This is a genomic window from Ignavibacteriales bacterium (assembly GCA_026390795.1).
Classification (GTDB): domain Bacteria; phylum Bacteroidota; class Ignavibacteria; order Ignavibacteriales; family Melioribacteraceae; genus Fen-1258.
In genome coordinates this window covers 185,826-211,213 of sequence record JAPLFG010000004.1, presented here as the reverse complement: position 1 = coordinate 211,213, position 25,388 = coordinate 185,826, and the positions used below count along the sequence as shown (strand labels likewise).

At 35.6% G+C, this 25,388-nt stretch carries 16 protein-coding genes and 1 tRNA gene; 11 read left to right on the top strand and 6 right to left on the bottom strand.

All coding sequences use genetic code 11. The features are described from left to right. Window positions 1-1,164 carry an amidohydrolase family protein gene (locus NTX65_15610; protein MCX6170766.1) on the top strand — a complete coding sequence of 388 codons (1,164 nt, stop codon included), beginning with the start codon at window positions 1-3 and terminating at the stop codon, window positions 1,162-1,164. Here the strand turns inward: NTX65_15610 and NTX65_15605 are convergent. After that, a complete protein-coding gene (locus tag NTX65_15605) occupies window positions 1,161-1,970 on the bottom strand; it encodes a class I SAM-dependent methyltransferase (GenBank protein ID MCX6170765.1) in 810 nt (269 codons plus the stop codon). The genes NTX65_15610 and NTX65_15605 overlap by 4 nt on opposite strands. A gap of 256 nt (window positions 1,971-2,226) precedes the next feature. Here NTX65_15605 and NTX65_15600 point away from each other — a divergent pair, with 256 nt between their 5' ends. The 10 genes from NTX65_15600 to NTX65_15555 all read left to right on the top strand — a co-directional run bounded on the left by NTX65_15600 (window position 2,227) and on the right by NTX65_15555 (window position 20,372). Next, window positions 2,227-4,320, top strand: coding sequence for an ATP-dependent RecD-like DNA helicase (locus NTX65_15600; protein ID MCX6170764.1), 2,094 nt, complete (start codon window positions 2,227-2,229; stop codon window positions 4,318-4,320). 395 nt (window positions 4,321-4,715) lie between these two features. After that, the gene (locus tag NTX65_15595) at window positions 4,716-5,924 is read left to right on the top strand and encodes an aminotransferase class I/II-fold pyridoxal phosphate-dependent enzyme (protein ID MCX6170763.1); all 1,209 of its coding nucleotides are present in this window, start codon (window positions 4,716-4,718) and stop codon (window positions 5,922-5,924) included. 479 nt (window positions 5,925-6,403) lie between these two features. Continuing rightward, complete coding sequence (locus NTX65_15590) at window positions 6,404-6,589, top strand: CsbD family protein (GenBank protein ID MCX6170762.1); 186 nt, start codon at window positions 6,404-6,406, stop codon at window positions 6,587-6,589. 96 nt (window positions 6,590-6,685) lie between these two features. Next, window positions 6,686-7,126 (top strand): hypothetical protein, encoded by a 441-nt coding sequence (locus tag NTX65_15585; protein MCX6170761.1) that lies wholly within the window; start codon window positions 6,686-6,688, stop codon window positions 7,124-7,126. Between the two features lie 247 nt (window positions 7,127-7,373). Next, window positions 7,374-8,537: a hypothetical protein gene (locus NTX65_15580; GenBank protein MCX6170760.1), complete on the top strand. Its 1,164-nt coding sequence runs from the start codon at window positions 7,374-7,376 to the stop codon at window positions 8,535-8,537. A 1,255-nt stretch (window positions 8,538-9,792) separates the two neighbouring features. Further along, the gene (locus NTX65_15575; GenBank protein MCX6170759.1) at window positions 9,793-11,079 is read left to right on the top strand and encodes a SpoIIE family protein phosphatase; all 1,287 of its coding nucleotides are present in this window, start codon (window positions 9,793-9,795) and stop codon (window positions 11,077-11,079) included. 154 nt (window positions 11,080-11,233) lie between these two features. Next, window positions 11,234-15,514 (top strand): protein kinase, encoded by a 4,281-nt coding sequence (locus NTX65_15570; GenBank protein ID MCX6170758.1) that lies wholly within the window; start codon window positions 11,234-11,236, stop codon window positions 15,512-15,514. 65 nt (window positions 15,515-15,579) lie between these two features. After that, window positions 15,580-17,082, top strand: coding sequence for an FAD-binding protein (locus NTX65_15565; protein MCX6170757.1), 1,503 nt, complete (start codon window positions 15,580-15,582; stop codon window positions 17,080-17,082). A gap of 136 nt (window positions 17,083-17,218) precedes the next feature. Continuing rightward, window positions 17,219-19,864: a protein kinase gene (locus NTX65_15560; protein ID MCX6170756.1), complete on the top strand. Its 2,646-nt coding sequence runs from the start codon at window positions 17,219-17,221 to the stop codon at window positions 19,862-19,864. Window positions 19,865-19,940: 76 nt separating this feature from the next. Beyond that, entirely contained in the window at window positions 19,941-20,372 is a 432-nt protein-coding gene (locus NTX65_15555) for a hypothetical protein (protein ID MCX6170755.1), read from the top strand. A 596-nt stretch (window positions 20,373-20,968) separates the two neighbouring features. Here NTX65_15555 and NTX65_15550 read toward each other — a convergent pair. The 5 genes from NTX65_15550 to NTX65_15530 form a co-directional block, all read right to left on the bottom strand. Continuing rightward, a tRNA-Ser gene (locus NTX65_15550) sits at window positions 20,969-21,057 on the bottom strand. A 97-nt stretch (window positions 21,058-21,154) separates the two neighbouring features. After that, entirely contained in the window at window positions 21,155-22,033 is an 879-nt protein-coding gene (locus tag NTX65_15545; protein ID MCX6170754.1) for a metal ABC transporter permease, read from the bottom strand. Then, window positions 22,033-22,788, bottom strand: coding sequence for a metal ABC transporter ATP-binding protein (locus NTX65_15540; GenBank protein MCX6170753.1), 756 nt, complete (start codon window positions 22,786-22,788; stop codon window positions 22,033-22,035). Before NTX65_15540 ends, NTX65_15545 begins: the two co-directional genes overlap by 1 nt. Before the next feature lie 6 nt (window positions 22,789-22,794). Next, entirely contained in the window at window positions 22,795-23,670 is an 876-nt protein-coding gene (locus NTX65_15535; protein ID MCX6170752.1) for a metal ABC transporter substrate-binding protein, read from the bottom strand. A 17-nt stretch (window positions 23,671-23,687) separates the two neighbouring features. Further along, window positions 23,688-24,857, bottom strand: coding sequence for a hypothetical protein (locus NTX65_15530; protein MCX6170751.1), 1,170 nt, complete (start codon window positions 24,855-24,857; stop codon window positions 23,688-23,690). Window positions 24,858-25,388: the final 531 nt, after the last annotated feature.

Below are 25,388 nucleotides of genomic sequence, written 5' to 3'. Positions count from 1 at the left end.
ATGATTCTGAATAATGTTTACATAATCGGCAAGGAAACTAATCCTTCGTCCATAGAAATTACTGGCTCCAAAATAATTTCTATTGATTCAATCAAAACTAAAAATGGTGATCAAAAAAATAGGATCGTCATCAATTTTGATGATGCAATTGCATTCCCGGGATTGATAAACTCACACGATCACCTGGAGTTTAGTCTCTTCCCAAAACTCGGTAATCGAATTTATAATGATTATGTAGAATGGGGGAAAGATATTCATTCCGTTGACAATGAAAAAATTAAAGAAGTTTTGAAGGTCCCTTACGAGTTAAAATATAAATGGGGACTTTATAAGAATTTGATTTGTGGTGTAACAAATGTGGCGCATCATGGAAACGGTCCCGCTAATTCTTACGGTAATTTGCCGGGCCTCATTAAAAAATATAATTATCTTCACTCGATCAGATTGGAAAAGTATTGGTTCTATAAACTGAATTTATTATTCAACGGAAAACCTTTTGTAATCCATTTAGGTGAAGGGACAAATGTTGAATCATTTAATGAGATTAATAAATTGATAAATAAGAATGTTTTTAAGAAAAAGATCATAGCCGTTCATGGAATTTCAATGAACGAGACACAAAGCAGAGAATTCAAGGCATTGGTTTGGTGCCCGGACTCCAATATTATCCTTTATGATAAAACGGCGACAATTGATAAGTTAAAAATCAATACAAAGATTCTCTTTGGTACAGATTCACCTTTAAGTGCCGATTGGAATCTTTGGAATCATCTTCGCCTTGCACGAAAAATGAATTGTCTTGGTGACGAAGAATTATATAATAGCTTAACAAGAACAACGGCTGAAATATGGAATATCAAATCCTACGGTTCCATTTCAATCAATAACTCTGCTGATATTGTTGTCTCTAAAAGAAAACATAAAAATGGATGGGATAGTTTTTACGACACGAATCCGGAAGATATTCTGCTGATATTAAAACACGGCCTAATAGTTTTCATTGATAAAAATTTGGCTGATCAACACAGGCTACTTATTGAAAATAAGTTTGATTTGATTATTATAAACTCGGTCCAAAAATATATTACAAAAGGAATCAGAGAACTCAAAGAATCTATCAATAAATTTCTTCCGGAATATCAGTTTCCGTTTGAGATCAATTAAACTGTGGGATGATATTCGGCAGTTATAATAAAATGATCTGCCCAGTGGTTGAATGGAAATGTATGTGATAATTTATTCTCAATCCTTGTTAAGAGATTATAGAATCTCGGATATTTCTTTGGGAAATTTATCATATATGGCGGCGGACTTATAGACGCAAGCCCTTGAACTTCAATTATGCTGAATTCATTTCCGAGAGACTTTACTGTTTTTCTAACCGAGTGATAGTAAGTTGTAAATTTAACTCCCTCAACGTTAGCAGCAACACCGGCATTATGAAGTCTTCTAAACGAGGTTTTGAAATTTCCTTTCAATGCGAGAAGTAATTCCCACGGACAGACCGGTGGAATAATTACAAGTGTAACTTTACCTCCCGGTTTTAAAATCTTTCCAAAATTCGCGAAGACGGCGCTCAAATCATTAACACAGTTCAATCCGCCGAAATTAGAAAAAATGTAGTCATAATTATTTTTCTCTAGTTTATCCAGATCGGTAAAAGAAAGAAGCTGATATGAAATCAAGTTTCCTAATTTTTGATTTTCAATTTTTTGTTTCAACTTCTCCAGCATTCCGATCGATATATCCGTGCAATGAATTTTATATCCTTTCTTTGCAAGATAAACCGCATCGAGCCCCGTACCGGAATTTAATTCAAGAATCTTATCATTTTTTTTTAAATGCCGGGCAAGATGTTCATGTGTTACCGAGCGCATCCATCTTAAAATTTCATTTCCTTTTTCGTAAGAGTCAAAAATTTCAGACTGACGGCTGAACGCTTCACTTACTTCTTGGAATCTACCGATCATCTATTATTATCCAGATTTAAATCTGTTTAGCTTATATGAATATATAACAATTATCCGTAATGAGAAATATTGAACCGGCTAAACTGGTGTGACTGATTGAATAATAATTATTATCTGTCATTGAAAGTTCCGCAAAGCGAGACGTGGCAATTGCATTGACCTCGATTGTATCAGCGAAGAACATAAAAAATCTGTGTCGTCTGCGTTCTATTGAGCCCGCTGAATATTATATTTCAATTATGAAATTGAAAAACAAATGCAAACAATAGAAGCAATATTAGACGGGTTTCTTTACAAGAATGAAGTCACCGGATACTGCATTGCATCATTCTCGAATGGCTTGAAAGCCGTCGGTATATTACCGAATGTAAAAGTTGGAGAAAAACTAAAACTATCCGGTGAGTTTGAAACTCACTCCAAATATGGTGAACAGTTTAAGATCGAATCCTTTTCCATCGTCTATCCATCAACAATCACGGGAATTACAAAATATCTCGGCTCGGGATTAATTAAAGGTGTTGGACCGGCAACAGCGGAGAAGATCGTTAATTATTTCAAGGAAGAAACGCTTGAGATTCTTGATGTTGATATAAACCGGCTTCTAGATATTGAGGGGATCGGTATTAAAAAACTTGATCTCATTAAGAAAAGCTGGGTAGAACAAAAAGCGATCAAAGAAATAATGATCTTCCTCCAATCATTTGATATTTCTTCCTCATATGCTTTAAAAATTTACAGAACATATGGCGCCAACTCGGTTAAAATTGTTCAGGATAATCCTTATCAACTTACTTACGATGTCTGGGGAATCGGTTTCAAAATTGCCGACGCTATAGGAAAGAGTGTCGGCTTTAGCGAAGATCATCCAAAAAGGATTAAAGCGGGAATTACTTATGTTCTGAATGAAGCTTCCGGGGACGGACATGTGTTTCTTCAATTGGAAGAACTTATCTCAAAGTGTTACGAAGTATTGGGTACCGATCTGACCGATTCATTAATGCTTTTCCGAGAGATGGAATCGCAAAATCTGATTAAAATTATAAATGAAAAAATTTATCTCTCGTTTTATTATGAAGCCGAAAGGAATATTGAGGAAAAAATAAAAGCTTTATCCGAACGTTCAAGCGAGTTTTCTGAAAAAGAAATAAAATCGATCCGGTTAAATTCAGTCTATTCCGAAGAACAGCTTGAGGCGATCCGCAATTCTCTTGCTAATAAAATTCTGATTTTGACCGGGGGACCTGGCACCGGTAAAACAACGGCACTCAAAGGAATAATCGAATCTTATAAAATATTAAAGAAAAATATTATGCTTGCCGCGCCGACCGGAAGAGCAGCAAAAAGAATGAGTGAAGTGATCGGTATGGAAGCAAAGACAATTCACCGTCTGCTGGAGTATAATCCTCAAGACCATCTCTTTCAGCGTGATGAAGAAAACCCGCTTGAAACCGATCTTCTTGTTATTGACGAAATCTCAATGATAGACACATTATTAATGAACAGTTTGATAAGTGCGGTTAGTCTAAATACTACATTAATTCTTGTCGGGGATGTAGATCAGCTCCCGTCCGTCGGTTGCGGGAATATTCTGCATGATCTGATTCAATCGGAAATTATTCCCACGGCAATGCTTACGAAAATATTCCGCCAGGCTGAAGAGAGCCGGATTGTTGTAAACGCTCATAAGATCAACAAAGGAGAATTTCCAACTCTTCTCAATAATGAATCATCTGATTTCTTTTTTATTCCGGAGAATGATAATTCTAGGATTGCCGATGTTATAACGGAATTGTGTCAGCAGAGATTACCTGAGAAATACGGTTTCGATCCGATGAAGGAGATACAGGTTCTTACACCGATGTATAAGGGCGATACCGGAGCGAATAACCTGAACGATAAACTGCAGAATGCATTGAATCCAAAAAAAATATTACTTGCACGCGGAGAAAAAAAATTTAAGATCGGTGACAAAGTTATGCAGCTGAGAAATAATTATGATAAAGATGTATATAACGGAGATATCGGATTGATCGAAAAAATCGAAATTGAAGATCAGAAACTTGAAATCAACTTCGGCGGAAGAAATGTAGGTTATGATTTTCTCGAACTCGATGATATAACACTTGCATATGCAATTACAGTTCATAAGTCTCAGGGCTCGGAATATCCGTGCGTTATTATGCCGGTAACAACTGCTCATTACATTATGCTTCAAAGAAATCTTTTATACACGGCAGTAACGCGCGCATCAAAGATGATGATTCTTGTAGGATCCAAACAAGCCCTTGCAATGGCAGTCGGAAATAAAAAATCGAAGAAAAGAAATACTTCACTCTTCAGAGCAAACTGAACATTTCAGCACATCTTTTTATAAACTCTAGTTTAGTGGATGAAGAATATTAAATGTAGAGACAATCGGTTCAATTGTCTCAGAAATATTATTTGTAAAGACGCACCGTGGTGCGTCTCAAATGAAAGATTTCGCTTCACTTCTCTAATAAGAATGACATTATTAAATGTAGAGAAGCCTAGAGGGGCGTCTGAAAAACTAATGTGATTTTCATATTTAGAATACAGTAGATGTAATCCACTAAAGTTGTCCCGATTATACTATTTACAAAAATATTTATGAAATGATCTTGTCTACTTCTTGAGAGACTGATAAAAATATTTTATCTTCTTTTCGGATTAATTGATTTTTACATCCCTGCCCAAAAAAAATACATTCAATAAAAAAGGTATTATATGAGCACAAATACATTCAGTGAAAATTTACAAAACATAAGAATGTCGCCTATCGTTAGTATTAGCGAAGAGGTCAGGAAGAAAGCGCCGGAGTATAAATCTGCAACCGGAAAAGATTTTATTCTATTTCAGCGCGGTGAAATTGATTTTAATACTCCACAATTTATTGTTGATGCGGCAAAAAAAGCTCTCGATAAAGGATTTACAAAATATCCTAAATCCGGCGGTGAAGATATTTTTAAAGACGCGATCATTTACAAACTTGATTATTTCAATCAGGCAAAAGGATTTGATAGAGAAAATATTGTTTGTACCGACGGCGGTCAGGAAGCGCTGGAATTATCATTCAAATTATTTGAAGGGAAGAAGGGAGTTGGGTTTGCGCCGTGCTGGAGCTGCGTTCTCGAAAATTTTGTTCCTTATTGCGCTACAAATTTTAAACAGGTTCCTCTCGAACCTGATTTCAGCATCGACTTCGACCGTCTTGATAAAGAACTCGAAGGTGCTGCTTTCTTTTATCTCAACACACCGCAAAATCCAACCGGAAAACTTTTCACGAAAGAGGAAGTGACTGCTATAGCAGAACTTTGTTTGAAACACGGGGCGTTCCTCATTTCAGATGAAGCTTATGAAGCAATTGTTTTTGACAACGCTAAGCACTTCAGTCCAACCTCTCTGGAATATGATAATATAATCAGCACATTTACATTATCTAAAAGCTACGCAATGACTGGCTGGCGTTTAGGTTATCTTGTTACCCGAAATAAACAGATTCCAAAACTCCTTAAGCTCGGTAATTATACACAGACTGCCGGTGTTACAACATTTCTTCAGCATGCCGCCGCAGAAGCATTAAGCAATAAAACCGAAAGTGAAAAAGCGATTGCAAATATGGTAACCGAGTTTCAAAATAGAAGAAATCATTTTTTTGACGGTTTAACTAAAATTGAAGGAATGAGCGTTACAAAACCCGCCGGCGGATTTTATTTATTCCCTAATTTCTCTTCTTTTATTCCAAATAATCTTAATACAGAGGACCGGAAAGTTTATATCTACAATCTTCTCTTTAAGGAAGGCGTCGCATCTGTCTATGGTTCATGTTTCGGGGATTATTTTATCGATAATGTGAGATTTTCATTCTCCACTACACCAATCAACATTATTGAAGAAGGATTGGAGAGAATAAGAAATATCTTCACACATTTATAAAATAAATGTAGAGATGCACTGCGGTGTGTCTCAAATTCTTAATCGAATAATTTATGTAAGAAATTAATGTAGAGACGACTCGAGAGTCGTCTCAAAAAAGAAAATGATTGATGTCATTCTGACTCTGAGCTTGTCGAAGAGGAAGAATCTCAAAGAATTTTAATAACATAATTGTAGAGACGCACTATGGTGCGTCTCAAATAAAAAGATTCTTCTTCGCTTTGCTCATCAGAATGACATGTAAAGTAGATGTTTTGCGGAATGTCTCAAAAACCCAACTTGCTCGAATAATTTAGAAATATCAGCTCTTAATTTTATCTCAATGATCATCAAGAAGATCGAAATCCGGAAGTTGACCTAAAGGGTGTAGTCCTTTTTTCATCCTTTTGCCCGATTGAACACTGCTTAATTCCTTCATAATATACTACACAAAACAACAAACAATGTTGAATAATTTATCCATAAAAATAGGACAATCAATGAATTCGCTGTTACTTAAAGGAAACTGGAAGGAATTTGCAGGGAAACTAAAACAACAATACGCAAATCTGACCGACGATGATCAGCTTTTCAAAAAAGGTAAGGAAGAAGAATTATTGGGAAGATTGCAAAGTAAACTTGAAAAAACTAAAGAAGAGCTACACAACATAATTTCAAAATTATAGAATGCGCGAAGAAATTTAATGAGTTCCAGCTGGAAGAATATCCGGCCAAAAAGAATAAACTAAATGAATATTTCTAAATTACAATCAAGGAGAATTATGAAAATCAAAAGCATCATAGTAACGGCAATAGCTTTGATAAGCAGCCTAGCATTATCAAATGTCAACTTTGCACAGGCAACTAAAGTAGAAACTGCAAAAGAAAAAGTTAAAGCTGCAAAAATTGAGTTGAATGATGCACAGGCAGAAAGCGATAAGGAATACCGTGAATTTAAAGCCGGTGTAGATCTTAAAATTGCTGCTAACGAAAAAAGTATTGAAGAATTCAAAGTGAAGATCAAAACCGCTGACGAGAAATTCAAGATTAAGTATGAGAAAAAAATTGTTGTACTAGAAGAAAGAAATATAGAACTGAAGAAAAAGATAAGTGAGTATAAGTATGAAGGAAAAGATCAATGGGTAATTTTTAAAAGAGGGTTTAACCGTGATTTAAAAGCAGTCGGTAAAGGAATAAAAGATTTATTTTCAAAGAAAGATTAACCTGTGAGCGGTTTTAGTTAGGTACGAGGACAAATTAAGGAGTTCTGCTTCTTCTATAACTTTGTTGGTGTTGTTCTCAACATTCTATCGGATGAAGTTTTAAACTGTATCTGATAAATAGTTTTCATCAAGTCGAAAACTAAAGTTAAAGAGGCAGAATTCAATCTTTAGATGAATCATTTTTCATGAAAGTTATATCAGATAATTGATGAAAATTTTTACGATCTACGTTAGAAAGGACCTGATAATGAGAAAAGTAATTCTACTTTTCATTCTGATTTCAATAAATATCTGCCCGGCACAGAATAATAGAAATGCCCTTACTGACCAGGATTTAGATAAGGTGGTAAAATTAACCTACGAGCTAAATTTTGATGAAGCATATAATTTGATCGAAAACCATTTATCGATGGATCAGTCAAGTATAATCTGGAAATATATGCACGCAATGGTGACCTTTCGTAAAAGCCTCTATCTGCAAATTGAAGGGGAAATAAAAAATTTCGGTGAACAGAAGTCCCATAGAAGACCTGACCTGGATTTTTTCGAATTCAAAGAGATTACACATTTAGGAGATGTAATACTTAACAAAGACCCTAATGATACCGTAGCATTATTTTATACCGGTGCATCTTATGGCTATATTGGATTATCCTATGCTTTAAATGGTGATAAATTTAAAGCCGCCTCCGAAGGGAAAAAAGGGTTGGACTACCATGACAGACTTATTTCATTGTGCCCGGATTGGGCAGATGCCTATTTCGGCCAAGCCATTTTCAATTATTACGCAAGTGATGTTCCGTGGTACCTAAAGCCGGTCTTATGGATCCTAAAAAGAAGCGGGAGTGAGGAGAATGCTGTTAAATATCTTTCTTTAGTTATTCAAAAGGGAAGACTAGCACGTTATGAAGCTCTTGAAATGTTAAGTAAACTCTATATTCGGCAAGGCGAAACCTCATTAGCCAGAAAGGATATTGATGAATTAGTCAATTTAATTCCAAGCGCCAAATATTTTTATTTATATCAATTTGCTAATGAATTCAGGCGTTATGAAATGGATGACGAAGCAAACAAACTACTGATCCACGGTATCGATCTTTCGAAAAATGATAATTTAAACGAAGTCAATAAAAAAACCTTGGGGAATATTTATTTACAGTTGGCAATGAATTATAGAAAGAGTAGTGATTTTAAGAATACAGTTAATATTCTGAAAGAATTTATAAACCGTAATTTGATTCCGGAAGAAGAAACCATGTGTTACTATGTAATCGGTGATTGCTATATTTCATTGGGTGATCATTTCAAAGCTGAAGAAAATTTTAACTGGGTTTTGAAAAACGGAACAGATGAAGATTTTAAAAGAAAAGCAACCAATAAAATGCAAATAATTTCCAAACAGAAAGGATGAGCCGTTCCGTCTTTTTGAAAAAATCCCGCCGCGATAGAAGTATTTCCAATATAGTCCTGAATTATTCTTGAAAAGTTAATGTATAACAATATCGAAGAGAAAGAATCTCAAAGAATCTCCGACAGACTTAATAGTATAATTGTATAGACGACTCGAGAGCCGTCTCAAAAATATTATTTGTAGAGACGCCACCTGCCTGTCGGCAGGCCGGTATACGACGTCTTTACCAATCAGAAAGAAAAGCGCGGGGCAGGCTTGAAAGAAAGGAACCCCCGCATAAAAACATTTCGGGGCAGCCTCCATATCAAGACTGCAAATATTATTAACATGTTCTTTTCTTTGAAGAAAAGAACGAAAAGAACTTGCACTTTAAAAAGAATTGCTAAATCCTCACTTCGTTCTGGGAAGAAAAATAACTCACTCGCTTTTGATAAAATTATATTGAATGCGGGATCAAACAGATTTTTCTTCTTATCCATCACTACGTTCGGATTTTTCACGCAATTCTTTTAATGCGCGGAATTCTTAATAGATTAAATGTAGAGACATCCCGCGGGATGTCTCAAATTCTTATTCGAATAATTTCCGCTTAATAAATAAATGTAGAGACGCACTGTGGTGCGTCTCAAAAACCGAATCTTTCTTCTTTTCTCCCCGCCAAAAGAACGGCGGGTGGGTGCAATTCTTTTAATGTGCGGAATTCTTATTAGAATAAATGTAAAGACGCACCGTGGTGCATCTCAAAAACCAAATCTTTTTTCTTCTCTCCTCGTAAAAGGCACGGGCCAGGCTTAAAAAGAATTGATAAATCCTCACTTCGTTCCGGGAAGAAAAATAACTCACCCGCTATTGATTATATAATATTGAATGCGGGATCAAACAGATTTTTCTTCCTAGCCTTCACTCCGCTCGGATTTTTAGCGCAATTCTTTTAATGTGCAGTTCTCCTAAAAGAATAAATGTAGAGACGACTTGAGAGTCATCTCAAAAAATCAGCGTGCCATGCTTCGCCTTTAATTAGCAAATAAAGATCTTAAGAATAATAAGGTCTTTATAGTCCCATTTCATTCCTCTATTTCATTAATCTTCTTTGACAAATTAAATGTTTTCTATATCTTCATTAAAGGACTACGTGTCTTATGCAAATATTTTTTCATCCATTCTATTTTTAAAAAGAGATGGAGATGCAAAAGATCTTTCTATCATGCAAATAATTTTAATCTTTTATTCTAATTAAAGTATCGCAATAAAAATAATGAATGATCAATCTTTTCTAGAATTAGAAAATCAGCGATTAAAAAATGCTGTTGAAGAACTGGCAATCCTTAATGAAATTGCAATCGCGGTAAGCTCAGCTCAAACTCTTAATTCAATAGTTGACCTGGTTGTTAATAAATGCGTTAAACATCTGAAAGTTGAACAAGCCGTTGTAATGCTTCTAAATGAAAAGGATTTAAATAATCCATTTCAAACAATGATTAGAAAGCAGGATTCCGTTGTCGGTACACTTCCATTCAGATTCAATACATTACTTACCGGATGGATGCTGAAAAACAAATCGCCTCTTCTGATAAATAATCTAAAAGAAGATGTACGATTTAAATTAATCGGTCAGGATACAATAAATATCAATTCACTTTTAAGTGTTCCTCTTGTTCTAAAAGGGGAGATGCTCGGATTGCTGACAGTCTTTAATAAGAAGAACGAAAAAGAATTTACAATCGAAGATCAAAAATTATTATCAATAATTGCCGCTCAGTCGGCACAGGTTATTGAAAATGCGAGATTGCATGAGGAAGAACATGCGTTAGTTAAACTGAGAGAAGAGATGAGACTGGCAAATGAAATACAAGTTAATCTTCTTCCGCACCGCTCGCCGGAAATTTCCGGTTACCAAATTGCTGGAAAGAGCATCCCGGCTAAAGAAGTCGGCGGCGATTACTATGATTTTATTTCTCTTGAAGATGAAAAATTAGCTTTCTGTTTGGGAGATATATCTGGAAAAGGAATTCCGGCAGCGTTACTTATGGCAAATTTACAAGCTACATTACGGGGACAAACCCTTCTTAATTATTCTTGCAAGGATTGTATCTCTTTCGCCAACAAACTACTCTATCTTAACACCGATGCTAAAAAATACGCAACATTATTTTACGGAATTTTAGATTACAAGAAGAATCAAATTAGTTATTGCAACGCCGGTCATAATAATCCAATCCTTATTTCTAGAGATAAAAAAATTGAGAGACTTAATATCGGCGGAATTGTGGTCGGAATTATGCCGGAGTTTCCTTTCCAGGAAACCTCCGTTCAATTAAATGACGGCGATCTTTTATTTTTGTTTTCGGATGGTATAACGGAAGCGATGAACGAATCCGAAGAAGAATATGAAGAAGAAAGATTAATTAAATCTCTTTTGGAACTGCATGATAAATCGGCAGAGGAAATTATTGAGAACATACTAAAAAGAGTGAATGAATATTCGAATCACACCGAACCGATGGATGATAAAACAATCGTGGTCATTAAATATGAAAAGTAAAGGTTTGCGTTTGTAAAATTAATCGGTAACTCAATTTCCGTCTTTATGAACCGGTAAACAGAAATTTCATATATCGATCTATCATTGTACAAATAATTAATGGAATTCAAATTCTATTAAACGGAGAAATAAAAATCTGCATGGAATTGATTAATTGAATAATCTGATCGGTCAGACAATTTTGCATTATAAAATTGTAGGACAAATAGGGCAGGGAGGAATGGGTGAAGTCTATCTAGCCGATGACATCAAACTTGAAAGAAAAGTAGCTATAAAATTCTTGCCTCACCAACTTGCTTTAGAAGAAGTCAGCAAAGAAAGATTAACAAGGGAAGCTAAATCCGCATCAGCGCTTAACCATTCTAATGTGTGCACTATTCATTCAATCGAAGAATTCAGAAATGGAAAGAATGACAGTCCGGAACTCTTTATTGTAATGGAATATGTTTCCGGCACTACACTCCGAAAGAAAAATGAAGAAGGACCTCAAAAAATTAATGACGCATTGAATTATGCTATTCAAATTACCGAAGCTTTAACGGAAGCCCATTTGAAAGGGATTGCTCACTTGGATATTAAGTCGGACAATATTATGATCAATTCCCAGAACCAGGTGAAGGTTATGGATTTTGGTTTGGCTCGATTTAGAAATATGGATTCTGATCAGCACACAAAAGAATTCAGCGGTACTGTCGCATACATGTCTCCCGAGCAAGCGTTGAGTTTACCGGCCGGATTTCCTTCAGATATTTGGTCGTTCGGTGTAGTCCTTTATGAAATGGTGACAGGCAGACTTCCTTTCATCCATGAATATGATGAAGCAATTATTTATTCGATTGTTGGTGAAGAACCCGATCCGCCTTCTGCATTACGAAGCGATATTACACCCGACCTTGAAAAAATTATAATGACATGTTTAGAGAAAGAAATTGAGAAAAGGTACAGAGATTCTCAGCTGCTTCTTGCTGACCTTAAAAAAGTTAAGAAAGAAATTGATTCCGAGAGCATTAGGAGGAGTTATCTTGATGAACAAAAGAAAGAAATAAAAAAAGAGACGGAGCAAAAGCAGGCAACAATAGTATTTATTAAGATCAAAGAATATTCGGAGATGCTTGATAAATTGGGTCACGAAGATTTTGTTCTGCTTCTTGAAAAATGTTATGAGATCGTCAACGTGGTTGCAATAAAATACGGCGGCACAATCAATAAAACTCATATGAGTGATTTAATATTGTACTTCGGTTTGCCTGTTACGATAGAAAATTCTGCACAGAAAGCTTTGAATGCTGCAATAGAGATTTCAAAATCATTTTCCGATTTGGGAAAGAAAAATAATCTATCACTAAGTCTCGCTATCGGAATAAATACTGGAATTGTTATTGCCGGAAGTATTTCATCAGGCTCCAAAATGGAATACACTGTAATCGGCGATACGGTTGAAATAACTTCTAAACTTCTTGAATTAAGCAGCGGCGGGCAAATACTTGTTGGACCGATAACTTACCGTTACACAAAAGATAATTTCGAATTTAAATTTGCAAAAACTCTAACATTAAAAGGGAAAAGAGACCCGGTAAAAATTTACGAATTTGAATCTCTTAAGACGGAAACTGATCAAGCTTTCGGCATCAAGAGACTAATTCATTCGGAGATGGTTGGCAGAACCGTTGAACTTAATAAACTCAAAGCTATTCTAAAGAGTGCTGTTAACGGAGAAGGACAGATTGTAACAATAGTTGCGGAAGCCGGAATAGGTAAATCAAGATTGCTCTCCGAATTTATGAAAGACGATCTTCTACAGCAGACGATTCTGCTTGAAGGGAAAGCTGTTTCAACTGCTAAGAATGTCAGCTTCTACCCCATAATTGAGATTCTTAAAAAGTGGGCACATATCAATGAAATTGACGATGAAAAATTAGCTTTTTCCAAACTGGAAAATTCAATTCAAAGATTGTTCAATGAAGAAGCTGATGAAATCTTTCCATTTATTGCCACAATAATCGGATTCCGTTTAAGCGGAGATTATGAAAAAAGAGTAAAAGAAGTTTCCGGCGACTCACTGAATAAATTGATCCAGAGAAGTATGAGGCTTCTCATATTAAAAGGTTCGCAGATAGAACCGGTGATTTTTGTAATTGAGGATTTACATTGGGCAGATCAGTCATCAATTGAACTGATACAATCACTTTTAAGAGTGACTGAAAATAACCGGATATTATTTATCAGTACAATGAGATCAAATTCTCAGGAGATAAGCGACGGAATCATTTCTGGTATCAAGGCTAAGTATTCTTCAATGTATTCCGAAATTAAATTAGAACCGTTAAGCGGAGGAGAGCGTGAATTACTTCTTCAGAATCTACTCAGAACTGAACTCCCGGTTCAATTAAAAAATTCTGTTTCAAAAATTACAGAAGGGAATCCTTTTTTTATTGAGGAGGTAATCAGATCATTAATTGATGACAATATAATTGAGATAAAAAATGATCAGTTCGTTATCTCAAAGCATTTGGAAAATATTTTTATACCGGGAACAATAAAAGATCTTCTTCTTTCCAGAATTGATAAGCTGGACGAACCGGCCAAAAACCTTCTTAAAATAGCTTCTGTGATTGGAAGATATTTTCTTTTTGATATTCTGTCTAAAGTAGCGGGCAAACCCGGTGAGATTAATCTGCAAATTAAGTCACTCGAAAAATTAGAATTGATAAATGAGAATAGAAGTTCAAAAGAACGTGAATATTTATTTAAACATGCTTTGGTGCAGGAAGCTGTTTATGAAACTTTACTTCCCAGGAATAAACAGGAATTACATCTTAAAGTTGCCAATGCTGTGGAAGAACTCTTCTCGGAAAGACTTAATGACTTTTATGAAACTCTCGCTTATCATTATAACCTTGCCGATGATAAAGAGAAAGCTGAAGAATATTTAATAAAAGCGGGCGAGAGAACAATGCGAACGGCTGCGTCTTATGAAGCGTTAAACTATTTCCAGGAAGCATTGAAATTATATCTGCAAAAATACGGCGCGGCTGCAGATAAAGAAAAAATCTTTATGCTCGAAAAAAATATTGGTTTTGCATTCTATTATAGAGGGTACTTTCACGACGCAGTTGAACATTTCAATAAGGCTTTACAGGCAAGGGGTGTAAAAGTTCAAAAAAATAATATTACAGATACATTAAAAGCCGTATTTGATTTATCGATGTTGGTTAAGCATTTATATCTTCCTACCGGCATGAAGAAAATGCCGAACGAAAAAGAAAATGAATTGTTCGATATTCTATATAAAAATGTTACGGCATATGCCAACTATGACGGTAGAAAAATGTTTTTTGAATTGGTATATCTCACGCGGCTAAAAATAAAGTATCAATTGAATGGCGAAGTAGGTTGGGAAACTTATGCATCAGCAAGCTCGCTTTTCGGATACAGCGGAATTTCATTCCACCTAAGTAAAAAGTTTATTGAGAAAGCCAAAGAATCTGCACGTAATAGTAAAGCAGAAGAAATATACGACACGGGTTATGATGAAATAGTTTATTACTGTCTGAGCGGAAACTGGAAGAGCTTTTCAAGAATAAATGAAAAATTGCTAGAGTATAATCTTAGAGCCGGTGAAATAATCAAAGTCCAATATCAAATTTGCTGGGCTTTATATATAACTATATGCAGAGGCGATTATTCATATTCAGAGTATCTCATTCAAAAGGGAAATGATATTAATGAAACATTCGATTTTGATTTTGGAAAATTATTTATTCTTTCTATGAGCGGTGATTTGGCGCTCCACCGAAGAGAATTAAGAGAGGCGATTACAATATACAGCGACGCATGTGAGCTAGCCGTAAAATTGGGCGTCAATACATGGCTTATCGGTTTATCGGGTAAGATGGCAAAGGCATACATTTTATTAAATGAATATACTGCCGCGAATGAAGCCCTGGAATTAGGTGAGAAGACACTGCATGAAGCCGATGCACTCACACCAATGCTGTTATCATATTATGTCGCTTATAAATTATTCTGTAATGTGATGATTTATGAAAAAAAAAGTGCTGAGAATACGGTTGGAAAAAATGATCTTCATGATCTTGAACGGGAAATTAAAAAATGTATTAAAGCAGCGGTAAAAGTTTCGAATAAAGTTGCTGAAATTAAACCCGAAGTGGAAAGGTTTATCGGGACATATTATTTATTCAAAAAAAATCCTCAGAAAGGATTGGCATATTTTCAGAGAAGTATTGAATATGCTTTACATCTGGGAGCTCTTCCGGAATTGGGAAGATCATATTTCGAAATGGGGAAATACCTTTCACAATCAAATTCTAAATTTAAAAACAGAGGTGCAGATTATTACCTTTATGAGGCTCAAAAAATATTTGAGCAGTTAAATCTAAAATGGGATCTTGAAAAATTTAATCAAATATCTTAACATAAATGAAATCTAACAGTCATTGTCTATTTATTTTTTAATTATAAATTCTTTAGGAGAGAAAAATGGGAAATCTTTTTCAAACCGGCATCGATGGTTATTACCATCCTGCCGATGAAACTGAAATAAAAGATCTAATCCTATACGCAAAAAATGAAGGGAAGAAGATACGGGTTAGAGGAGCAGCTCATTCCGTCAAGGACTCAATTTATACAAAAAGCGAAAACGGAATTAATATAATGCTTGATAAATTGCTAGCTGTAAATATTGATAAGAAAAATATGCGTGTAACTGCGCAGGCGGGATGCCATCTTGGAAGAGATCCTTACGATCCGTCCGGTACATCGAATTTAATTAATAGTCTTTTCTACCAGCTTGACCAGGAAGGTTTGGCTGTGCCCGACATGGGAGGAATAATTCATCAGACTGTTGGAGGATTTATTTCAACCGGTTCAGCAGGCGGTTCGGTGATTCATGCTTTTAGCGATCAGATAATGGCTTTAAAACTTATTGACGGAAACGGTGAAACTCATATTCTTACAAGAGAAAGCGGCGATGATCTTTTCTTTGCAGCCGGTGTTTCATTCGGTCTCTTCGGAATTATAACCGAGGCAACATTTGCTTTAGTAAATAAATTCAATATTAAGGGAAGTGAATCCACAACATCTGTAGTTGATTGCGAAGTTGATCTATTCGGTAACGGAACAAATGGAAAACCTGGTTTGCAAGAATTTCTTGTTAAAACCGAATACACGAGATTGATGTGGTGGCCGCAAAACGGTTTTGAGAGAATAGTAGTCTGGAAAGCAAATCAAATTCCTTCGTCAAATGATTTTAAACCTCAACCGTATTTAGAATTCTCGTTGATGTGGGGAACAGAAATTCCTGAAGAATCTGCTGGAGGTTTATATTATTCGGTAGTAGGCAACTGGAAAAATTTGGAAGATTCATCCATTCCTTTTTATGTTAAATGGATTATGAAATTGGCAGGATGGCTTTATCCTAAACATATTCTTCCTAAACTTCTTCAATTATTCGTTCCATTGGATCCGGAAAAAACTCCTCCCGGTGCTCAACAGTTTTGGGATATTTGGTATCGGGGACTGCCGATGGATAACCGTGTGAATGACAAACTTATTCCTGTTGAGTTTACTGAGATATGGATACCAATAGATAAAACTGCATTAGTAATGCAGAAGTTGAGAGATTACTATGCAAAAACTGGCTACGCTGCATCTGGTTCTTTTTCTACTGAAATTTATGCTGCTAAGAAAAGTGATTTCTGGCTCAGCCCCTCATATAACCGTGATGTTATTCGTGTTGATCTTTTCTGGTTTAAATATAACCAGGGCGATCCGGCAAAAGTTTTTTATCCACAATTTTGGGATTTATTGATGAATGAAAAAGATTTTAGTTGCAGGTTTCACTGGGGAAAATATATGCCCATAAATCCGGATTATCTTAAAAAACAATATCCCAAAATGAATGAATTTCTCTCATTCAGAAGTAAACTAGACCCGTCTAATATTTTCCTTACTCAATATTGGAAGGATCGATTGGGAATTTAAATGGATGTAAAATTTTTATTAATTTATTTAAAAGAGTTATATGAAAGACTCAACATTTTATTTCCGGAAAATATCTGAAAATCCTTCCAGCAGGAATGGAAAGTTAAAGCCAACCATGGGAATGAGGGAATGAATCATGCTGGAGAATAGTCTGGTAGGCAAAAATATTTTGCATTACAAAATAATTGAACAACTCGGACAGGGTGGGATGGGAGTTGTTTATAAAGCCGAAGATACCAAACTTAAAAGAGAAGTCGCTATTAAGTTTCTACCCGGTTTAGTTGCTGTAAATAAAGAACAGCGAAAACGGTTTACGGTTGAAGCGCAGGCAGCAGCATCATTAAATCATCAGAATATTTCTACAATATATTCTATTGAAGAAACTCATGACCAGATTTTCATTGTGATGGAATATATAGAGGGAGAGGAATTAAAGTCATTTATCAGTTCCGGAATTAGTTCCGGTGAGCGGATAACCCGGCTTTCATCGCAAGGATTAAACGATATTATCAATTATGCCGTGCAGATAGCAGATGGTTTGGAAGCCGCTCATAATAAAGGAATTGTGCACAGAGATATAAAATCACAGAATATAATGATCACAAAAGATGGCAAGGCTAAAATAATGGATTTCGGCCTTGCTAAAATTAGAGAGGGGAATCAGCTTACACAGATGGGGACCACAATAGGAACAATTGCATACATGTCTCCAGAACAGGCTTCGGGAATTGATGTAGATTACCGCTCAGATATATTTTCATTCGGTGTTGTTCTGTATGAATTAATTACAGGAAAGCTTCCATTCAGAGGAGATTACGATCAGGTGATTATCTACTCTATTCTAAATGATGAACCAGATCTGACAATTCTTAAACAACAGAATTGTCCTTTGCAGTTAATTGATATTATTAGCAAGTGTCTGGAAAAAAATCAGAAGACCCGTTATCAATCAACCGCGCAATTGTCAAGTGATCTGAAGATGATTCAGAAAATTCTGTTAGGCGGAATAAAACTTTCGTTTTTCGAAAATGTGAAAGCACTTATTAAAAGTATTAAGATAAGAAAACGGACAGTTTACATAACCGCGCTTTCGATTTTAATATTTGCGGCAATTATTCCTCTTGCCGGGGGTAAAAATATTTTTTTCTCAATCTTCAGCACATCCGGAACATCGGCAGAAAATCATTTACTCATACTTCCGCTGAATATAGTTGGTGGAGACGCGACCAGGCAGGCTTTCTCCGACGGTCTTGTAGAAACTCTTTCAAGTAATCTTACACAAATAGAAAGATTTCAGAGTTCATTATGGGTTGTTCCTTCGAGCGAAGTTGTACAGAATAAAATAAAAAGCATCAGTGAAGCTCATAAAATGTTCGGAGTAAATCTGGTTGTAACGGGCAGTCTTCAGTTTATGAATAATTTATTGAGACTTACTTTAAATCTGGTTGATGCTAAAAATCTGAGACAACTTAATTCCTCAATCATCGATATAAAATCTGAAGAAATTTCTTCAACTCAGGATAAAGCCGTGATTCAATTGCTCCAGATGCTTCACATTGAAATGGAGCCGCAGCTAAAGGATATTATGGATGCAGGCAAAACTACTGTACCCAAAGCATATGAATACTATGTTCAGGGAAGAGGAAATCTGCAGCGCTACGAGAATCTTGAAAATATTGATCAAGCTATAAATTTTTTCGAATTGGCTGCAGGCAGTGATAAGAATTATACAATGGCATATGCAGGTTTAGGTGAAGCCTACTGGCGTAAATATGAAATAACAAAAAAACCTGAATTCGCAGAATTCGCAATGACAAAAGCTAAAAAAGCTTTTAAACTTGATAGCCTTCTTGCGCCCATTAATGTTACTCTGGGAATGATTTACTCAGGCACAGGCAATCATACTCTTGCAATCGAAACTTTCAAACGCGCTTTAGCGATTGAACCGTCGGATGCTGCGGCATTACGCGGTTTAGCAAAAGCATATGAATCCTCTGGTGATATTTCTGAGGCGGAATCAACTTTTAAACGGGCAATCAAATTAAAACCTGATTATTGGGCAGGCTATAATGACCTTGGTGTTTTTTATTATAAGCACAGCCGCTACGAGGATGCAATCAGTCAGTTCAAAGAGGTTATAAGACTAACCCCAGATAATTACAAGGGATATAATAATGTCGGAGGAATTTATTATCTGCTTGAAAGATGGGGGGAAGCACGCGTTATGTTCGAGCATTCACTTAAAATCCGGGAGTCGTATAGTATCTATTCAAATCTGGGGACACTCTATTATATAGAGGGAAGATTTGAGGATGCGGCAAGTACTTATAATCGCGCACTGGAGCTAAACAGCAGTAATTATTTAACGTGGGGAAATCTCGCAGCTGCTTATAATGCTATTCCAGACAAAAAAGAGAAAGCAGTTGAAACTTACAAACATGCAATAGAAATGGCTGAAGGACAGTTAAAAATAAATCCAAATGACAGTGAAATTATATCTAATCTCGCGGCTTACAATGCTGATATAGGAAATGGAAAAAAAGCGCTCAACTTATTAACCAGATCACTGAAGATCGCTCCCGATGATATACAGGTATTTTATCGTGCGGCTACGATTTATGAACATCTTGGCAATAGAGAGAAAGCGTTATTGTGGATTGGCAAGGCTATAGAGAACGGGTATTCAAAGTCCGAAATTGAGCATCAACCGGAATTGAAAGATTTAGTTGCCGATGCACGTTATAAAAAAATATCAGAGAATTATTCTGTTAGTAAATATTAATAAAATTTATTTTTTCTTAAAGTCATATTTATTCAATAAATAAAACATGTTCAAATCACAAAATATGGAGGAAGTAATGAAGAACAAATTAACAATCCTAGCGTCAGGATTGATACTAATTATGTTAGTAATGGGATTAAATCTTTTACCAGGATCCCCTTCTCCAAAAGTAGTAGAGATAAAGGTAATGAAAGTCGGGGGTATCTGGAAAGTTATAAATGTTACAGACTCTACTTCTAAAGAAGCACGTGTAAAAAAGAAAGATACAATTGTTTGGACTCTAGTAGGCACCGACGCCAATTTCCAGCTACCAGCAAATTTGTTAGATGCAGTAACAAGTGATGATAGTATTCAACCGGGAAAAATTAAATTTGTAAAAGATGGTAAAAAATTGAAACAAAAAGTGAAAGATAGTGCTGCAGCCGGTACTTATATATATTCTGTTTTTTGTATTAAAGACAGTGTCAATGCAATCGGCGGCTCGCCGCCAAAAATTATCATTGAATAAAATAATAAACTTGAGCTTTGATATTAAATGAAAAATAATTATGGCGGGTGAACTGATTCATCCGCTATGGGTTTCAAAGAATTCATAAAATAAATTATAATCGGTGAAACGATTCATCACTATAAAATTCTAGAGAAACCGGGTGATGTATTCAAAGCCCAGGACACAAAGCTCGACCATTTTAAGGTGCTGAAGTTTCTTCCTTATCCTAAGATGAATGAATTTCTATTATTCAAAAGTAAGCTGGAATCGGCGAACGTTTTTCTTACTCAATATTGGAAGGACCGTTTGGGAATTTAAATTAACATAAGATTATTCTTACTTACTAAGAAGTTGATCTCAATAAAAATAATTCTCTTAAGGCGTAGAAACACAAAAACATTAAATGCAGATAAATCTCATGAAGTATCTCAAAAAAAATATTATCTAAATATCTAACTTTCATTAGATTGTGAGACTTCATCATAGGTGATGACAAAAGTGATGACAAAAATTTAATTAATTCGATCCTGATATCATCGCTGAATTTAGTAAGTGGGAAAAACTAAAGTTGTGAGAAACAGAAAAGCCTCTTATGGAGGCTTTTCTGAAGAAGGCGGAGAGAGAGAGATTCGAACTCTCGGTAGCAGTTTCCCACTACGACGGTTTAGCAAACCGTTGGTTTCAGCCACTCACCCATCTCTCCGTGCTGAAATATCATTACCAATAATTTTCGATGCAAATATAATACTTAACAATGAATTATATAGAGAAAAATTCTTTTCATCTAAATTTTTAATCGATTATCCTTTCAGCTTCTTGTAACCAAAGACTATTAAAAAGAGTAGAAACGCCGTCACTACTGCTGTTGGTCCGCTTGAAAAATCGAATTTGAATGCAATAAAGATTGAAATAGGCGGTACTATCGCACCAACTAAAACAGAGATTATAAAAACATTTTTAACTTTTTTGGAAATCAATATTCCGATTGAAGCCGGTATTATTAAATACGCAAATGCAAAAACATCACCAACAAAACGTGTTGTAAGAGAAATTCCGGTTCCGACTACTAAATAAAAAATAAGGAGCCACATTTTTGAATTAATTCCATGAGCACTCGCAGATTCAGCATCAAAGGTTACGAATTTTAATTGCTTTTGAAATAATGCAAAGATAGAAACTGTGAAAACCAGAATGGCTGCAAGTGTGAAAAATTCTGTTTGACTAATAAAAAGAATATCACCTTTTAAAATTGATTCAACCTCGGATACATCAGCAATAGGACTTTTTTGAATGAACATGATCCGGACTGCAATAGCTACAACAAATATAATCCCGAGTATTCCATCCTGCGTAAGAATTTTCTGCCGGTGAGTTTGAGAAAAAACAATTACGGTTGAAAGGGCAAACAATAAAGAGTAAAAAGCCGGCTCGAAGTTATGGAGTAGAGAATCTTCTTTTATTGTCGTACCTAATAAAGAAGCGATGAATGTTTCGATGTGTATAACGTGCAGAAAAGAAAATGCAACTCCCGCAATTGCAACCTGGGTTAGCACAGCGCCGAGAAAAACAACTCTTTGAGATACAATAAAGATTCCAAGAAAGCCGCAGATAATTCCCGCTAAGATACTGCCGGCAATTGCATAGGGGAATAGTTCGATTAATTGATGTACTGTTTCCATTATAATTTCTTCATATGTTTTGGTGTAATGATATATTCTCCGTCAGCTTGCGATACATGAAAATCGGAAGAATATATTTTTTTTAAATTTTCCTCGGAAAGGATCTCTTCGATAGGACCGAACTGAAAATAATTTTGGTCGAGAAGAATAATTTTTTTAACAATATTGGCTACGTCTGTTAGAAGATGGCTGACAAGAAATATTGTTAAGTTCTTTTCATCGTGTAAGCGTGATATCAAATCGAGAAGAGAATAATGAGAAGGAGTGTCCATTCCGTTTGTCGGTTCATCTAGTATTAAAACTGAAGGTTCAACGGCAAGTGCCCGCGCTATCAAAGTGCGCTGCCTTTGTCCTCCGGAAAGAGAATTATAATTTTTATCTTTCAAATCATACATTCCGATGTAACTAAGAGACTCTTCGACAATTCTTCTATCTTCAGCACTGATTCCTGAAAATGGACCGGAAAGCGAATATCTCCCCATCATCACAACATCAAATACCGAGTAAGGAAGAAGAGGCTGAACCGTATCGCGCTGGGGAACATATCCGAAGCGCAGGTTCTCTCTTGAAATTTTTCCGCCAAGCAGCTTGATATTTCCAAGAAGCGATTTTAGAAAAGTTGTTTTACCGGCACCGTTCGGTCCTACAATACCGATAAAATCATTTTCCATTATTGAAAGATTTATCCCGGTAAGAATAATTGTTTTACCGTAGCCGACGGATGCATCTGTAAATTTTATGATTTCTTTATTCATGTTCGGTCAACTGTTTTGAACAATTTGGTTAACGATATAATCCATCATTTCTATATATGAATTAACATTTTTCAATCCGAATACAGCCGTAGGAACTTTAACAACCTTTACTCCGGTCAATTGCGCAAGTTGATTAGGAGCCGAATCGCTGTAATAATTTTCCATCACGATTGTTTTGATTCCTTTATTCCTAATTATCTGAACCAGCTCGGCATTATGAGAAGGGGATGGTGAAATACCGGGTTTCGGTTCAACAAATCCAGCGCTCTTGATTCCGAATCTGTCGGAGAAATAGATCCAACTTGCATGAAAAAAGAGAAAAGATTTTCCTTTTACCTGCGCCATTTTTTTAGTCCATTCATCGATTTTTTTATCAAGCCGTGAATCAAAGTCGTCTAAATTTTTCTTAAAATAGCTTTCATCCGAACTCGATTCCGCTGAGAGTGCTTCGTAGATTTCTTTTGCCATAACTTTTGCGTTTAGCGGATCGAGCCAATAATGCGGATTTCCGTAAGGATGAACGTCGCCGTAACTTGCATCGGTTTTATAACTTGGAACTTCTTTTTTATCTATATCTTCCGAAAGATCAATAACTTTTAATTTGCTGTTTCTTGAGCCGTCTATTAATTGGTTGGACCACATTTCCAATGCCATTCCAATCCTAAAAAATATGTCGGCATTGCGCAATTTTATCATATAACTTGGGAGAACCTCTACAAAATGCGGATCTTGATCTCCACGCGCAATGAAATCAACCGTAACTTTATCTTTACCGATCTCTTTTACCAAATCGTAAATTACTGTTGTTGACACAACAACTTTTATATTTGCATAACTGAAGCTTGTAACTGCAATCAGCAGTACGATTAATATTTTTTTCATCTGAGTTCCTCTTGAAATTAGAATGGATGCGCTTTATGCGGTCCAAGTGAAAACATGAATTGTAATTTTATCGTTGTTTCTCCGTCTCTATTCGTACCGTCGCCATAATGAAATGTTAAATGCTGAACGCCGAGACGGACTACGGAAGTTTCTTCTACCGGGTAATAAGAAAACCATGCTTCAATTCCTCTCGTTGAATTCTTATCGTCATTGCTTAATGAATAAAATGTTGGATCGGAACCTAAAATACCGGCAGTGTAATCATACTTAGCGCCAAAACTAAATTGCTTCTGAAATTTATAGTCGGCATATATAAAAGCTCCGGAGTTTGTAATATTTTTTGAAAATGCCACTGTACGGTCAATACCTATTTGTGAAATACGCGGAACATTGCGGTTATTTAAAATTGCTTCACCTTGAATAGTTAAGACCGTATAAGCATCGGGAGTATATTTAAATTTGAAATCGAGTCCTCCGTAGAAATAATTGAAAGTTCTTTCATCAGCTTCATTTTTCAAAATGCTGAATAAAATCAAATTTCCTTTTGAATAAGCTCCATAAGAACCGCTTACTCCGACTTCCAGATTTGTGTAATCATCCAGCGACCAGAATGTTCCAAGTCTGCCTACAAATATTGGATTAATTCCCCGGTCAATTGCGTTTGAATCAAGTAACGCCGTCATCGATTCACCTTTGAATATACCGAGATCTAAATTTGTGAAGACATCTCCCGTTGGAATTAGAAAACTAAAATTCACGCCGACATCATTAAAGCCGCCTTCTCCGAAAAAAACTTGATGAAAAAGAGGGCGCTCCAAAAAAGGCCAGGCATGCTGATGAACTGTATTCAATTTGCCGAAACCGACTAAAAATTTTCCGGCTTTAATCTGCATGTCGAGCGGAAGTCCGCGGACAATATTCCCATAAAGTTCTTCAACTCCGAATTGATTGTTCTCATAGGAAATGTTTCCGGTTGCCAAGGCAAAAGGATTCAAATAACCGTCAATAAATAATTCCATTTCGGGATTCTCGAAGTTTAACTTCCCGTATCCCGGTGAACCTTTTATGAAATTTGTATTTGTATTAAATGTGCCTATTAAACTTACATCCGGGTTTATGCTCGATTGCGGAAATATTATTCCGGCACTGAATAATATTATAAAAAAGGCAAAAAATTTATTTTTCATCTTCTCTTCCTCTAGTAACTATATAATTATATAAATCAAAATGATACGCTGATCAGTTTGCGCTCAATATACTTCTAACTAAATCTATATAGTTGTAGGAGGCGCTCTGAGGTTTGAGAGAGAATATAAAATTTGAGAATGAAAAGGTTGGATAGCAGGAATTGTAGCAATTACTTTTACTGTATAAGAATTAAAAGAAGAGAAATCGGAATTAAAATAAAAATATGTCGGTTTGTTGATTTGATTAAAGAGACAAAGAACCGGCTCAACAAGATTACTATTGGGGTTGATGCTTGTAACTTGAGACTTAGAAGAATACTCGATTTTATGAGAATGGAATGAAGCTACCAGTAAAAAACTGATATTGAGAATCAGTATAAACCATGACAGCAACTTAAAATATTTTGTCCGGGTTAAAATCATTCTTTCTTTATGTTATTTCTGTATGGAATTTAACTAATGTCCGCTTAACTCAAAATGGATTAAAATGAATTATTGATTTTATCAATTCCTAAACTTAATTTCATTGCA